This is a genomic window from Microbispora sp. NPDC004025 (genome assembly GCF_053604425.1).
Genome location: NZ_JBSGHN010000039.1, coordinates 1 through 3,150 on the forward strand (window position 1 = coordinate 1; position 3,150 = coordinate 3,150).

At 75.0% G+C, this 3,150-nt stretch carries 2 protein-coding genes; both read right to left on the minus strand.

What is annotated here, in order from left to right; genetic code table 11:
* Positions 1-893, minus strand: an 893-nt coding sequence (locus tag ACWEQG_RS38960; RefSeq protein WP_452292673.1) for a beta-ketoacyl synthase N-terminal-like domain-containing protein, incomplete at its 3' end; no start/stop codon positions are given.
* A 27-nt stretch (positions 894-920) separates the two neighbouring features.
* Positions 921-3,150 (minus strand): SDR family NAD(P)-dependent oxidoreductase (locus ACWEQG_RS38965; protein ID WP_452292675.1); only part of this gene is annotated, 2,230 nt, incomplete at its 5' end.

The window sequence follows — 3,150 nt, forward strand, 5'->3', positions numbered from 1 at the left end:
ACGGCCAGCACCCGATGCCCCAGGCGGCGGGCGTCGGACAGGCGCTCGACCAGCAGCAGCCCGACGCCCTCGGCCCAGCCCGTGCCGTCCGCCGAGGCGGAAAACGCCCTGCACCGCCCGTCCGGCGAGAGACCGCGCTGCCGGGAGAACTCGACGAACGTGCTCGGCGACGTCATGAGTGTGACCCCGCCGGCCAGGGCCAGGTCCGACTCGCCGGTGCGCAGCGACCGTACGGCCAGGTGCAGGGCGACCAGCGACGACGAGCAGGCCGTGTCCACCGTCACCGCCGGGCCCTCGAACCCGAAGGTGTAGGCGATCCGCCCCGACAGCACGCTGGCCGCCGTGCCCGTGATCAGGTAGCCCTCGACCTCCTCCGGTGCTGGGCCCGACGACTTGGCGTAGTCCTGTCCGTTGGTCCCGGTGAAGACTCCCGTGCGGCTGCCCTTTAGCTGGGCGGGGTCGATGCCGGCGCGTTCGAAGGTTTCCCAGGCGACTTCGAGCAGGAGGCGTTGCTGGGGGTCGCTGGCGAGGGCTTCGCGGCGGGAGATGCCGAAGAAGTCGGCGTCGAAGCCGGCGACGTCGTCGAGGAAGCCGCCGTGGCGGGTGTAGGAGGTGCCGGGGTGGTCGGGGTCGGGGTGGTACAGGGAGTCCAGGTCCCAGCCGCGGTCGGCGGGGAACTCGGTGACGGCGTCGCGGCCTTCGGCGACCAGGTCCCACAGGTCCTCCGGTGAGGCCACCCCGCCGGGCAGGCGACAGCCCATGCCCACGATCGCGATCGGCTCGCGTTGCTCGTCCCGGACGTCCCGCAGTTCTTCACGCGTCTTGTGCAGTTCCTCCGTCACGCGTCGGAGGAGACGCCGGATCTGGTCGTCGCTCACAGGTCCGCCTTCCATGGGGCACGGGGTGGGGCACGGGAGAGGTCAGGAGATGCCGAGTTCGTCGCTGATGAACGCGATGAGCTCGTCGTCGGAGGCCGAGGACAGGTCGGCGGTCGCTGCCGGACGCTCGGCGGGCGTGGCCTCCACCAGCCGCCGCAGCCGTTCCGTCACGGCCTCCCGATCGGGCGGGGCGACCGCCTCGCCGAGCAGCGTCTCCAGCTCGTCCAGCTTGGCGAGCAGGGTGGCGAGGGGCGGCTCGGAATCGGGTAGCAGCAGGTGGAGCAGGTGGCCCACGAGTCCGGCGGGTGTGGGGTAGTCGAACACGAGCGTGCTCGGCAGCGCCGTCCCGGTGAGCCGGGTGAGCCGGTTGCGCAGTTCCACGGCCGACAGCGAGGTGAACCCCTGGTCGCGGAAGCCGCGGTCGTCGTCCACCTCGGCCGCCGAGGCGTACCCGAGCACGTCGGCGATCTCCGTACGCACCAGTTTCCGCAGCGTCTGCCGGCGCTCGGGCTCGGGCAGTCTCGCCAGCCGCCCGAGGAGGTCCGGCTCCTCGTCCGATGTCCGCGCCGACTCGGCCGCCGCCGCGCGGGCCTCGGGCAGCTCGGCGAGCAGGGGACGAGGCTGCAGGCCGACGACCGTGGCCCAGTCCGCGCGGGCGACGACCAGCCGGGTCTCACCCTGCGCCACCGCCTCCTCCAGTGCCGACACCGCCAGGTCGGGCGTCATGGGCGCCAAGCCGCCGCGCCGCAGTCCCTCCCGGGCTCCGGGACCGGCGATGCCCGCGCCGTCCCAGTGGCCCCAGGCGATCGAGGTGGCGGGCAGGCCGAGCGCCCGGCGGTGCTCGGCGAGGGCGTCGAGGACGGCGTTGCCCGGCGCGTAGTTGCCCTGGCCGGCGCTCCCGATCAGGCCGGTGACCGACGAGAACAGCACGAACGCCGTCAGCGGCAGATCCCGCGTCAGCTCGTGCAGGGCGAGCGCGCCGCCCACCTTCACCCGGTGTACGGCGGCCAGCCTTTCCGGCGTGAGCGACTCGAGCAGGCCGTCGTCGAGCACGGCGGCCGTGTGGACCACGGCGGTCAGCGGATGCTCCGGCGGCACGGCCGTGAGCACGGCGGCGAGAGAGTCCCGGTCGGCGACGTCGCCCGCGGCGACCGTCACCCGGGTGCCGAGCGCGGTGAGCTCGGCCCGCAGATCCTCCGCTCCGGGGGCGTTGAGCCCACGCCGGCTGACCAGCAGCAGGTGCGGGACCCCGCGCCCGGCCAGCCGACGGGCGACGTGAGCGCCGAGAGCGCCCGTGCCGCCCGTGACGAGCACCGTGCCCGGAGGCGACCACTGCGCGGGTGCCGCGTCCCGGCTCGGTGCGGGGACAAGCCTGCGCGTGAGGAGTCCCGAGGCGCGCACCGCGAGTTCCGGCTCGCCGTGCCGTCCGGTCAGCGCGGTCACCGCGTACAGGGTGCTCCGCGCGTCGGGCGGTGACCCGTGCAGCGGCGGCAGGTCCACGATCCCGCCCCACCGCTCGGGCCTCTCGGCGGCGATCACCCCGCCCAGGCCCCATGCGAACGCCCCGGCCGGATGCGGCACCCGGTCGGACGGCGCCGCCGCGACCGCGCCGCTCGTCGTGAGCCACAGCGGGCCGCCGATCCCCGCCGCGTCCAGCGCCTGGACGAGCGCGACGTCCCGGCCTGCGTACGCGGTGTCGTCCAGGGCGAGCAGGGACACGACGCCGGTGAACGACACACCGGCCGGCACGGACGCGAGCGACGCCACCAGGGCGTCCCGGTCGGCCGTCCCGTCGACGACGGCCTCCGTCACCTCGGCGTTCCGCTCCTCCAGCGCGTGCCGCAGGGACCCCGCCCAGGTGGCGGCCGGTTCCGCCGCCCTGGTACGGATCACCAGCCAGCGGCCCCCGGACCCCGGCGCGGGCTCCTGCACGGGCCGCCAGGCGATGCGATACCGCCACGAGTCGAGCGTGGCCCGGGCGTCGCGTGCCGCGTGCCACGAGGTCAGGATCGGCAGGGCCTCACCCAGGGACCGCCGGACGCGCTCGGCCTCCGGCCCCAGCGCGGCGACCAGCGCGTCCACGTCGCCACGGCCGACGATGTCCCAGAAACGCGCCTTCCCGGCGTCGTACGGCCCTGCCTGGGCGGGCTTCGGCGGGCTGACCCAGTGCCTGCGCCGCTGGAAGGGGTAGGTGGGCAGGTCGATGGTGGTGGCGGGGTGGTGGAGGGTGGCCCAGTCGACGGGGGTGCCGTGGGTGTGGGCGTGGGCGGTG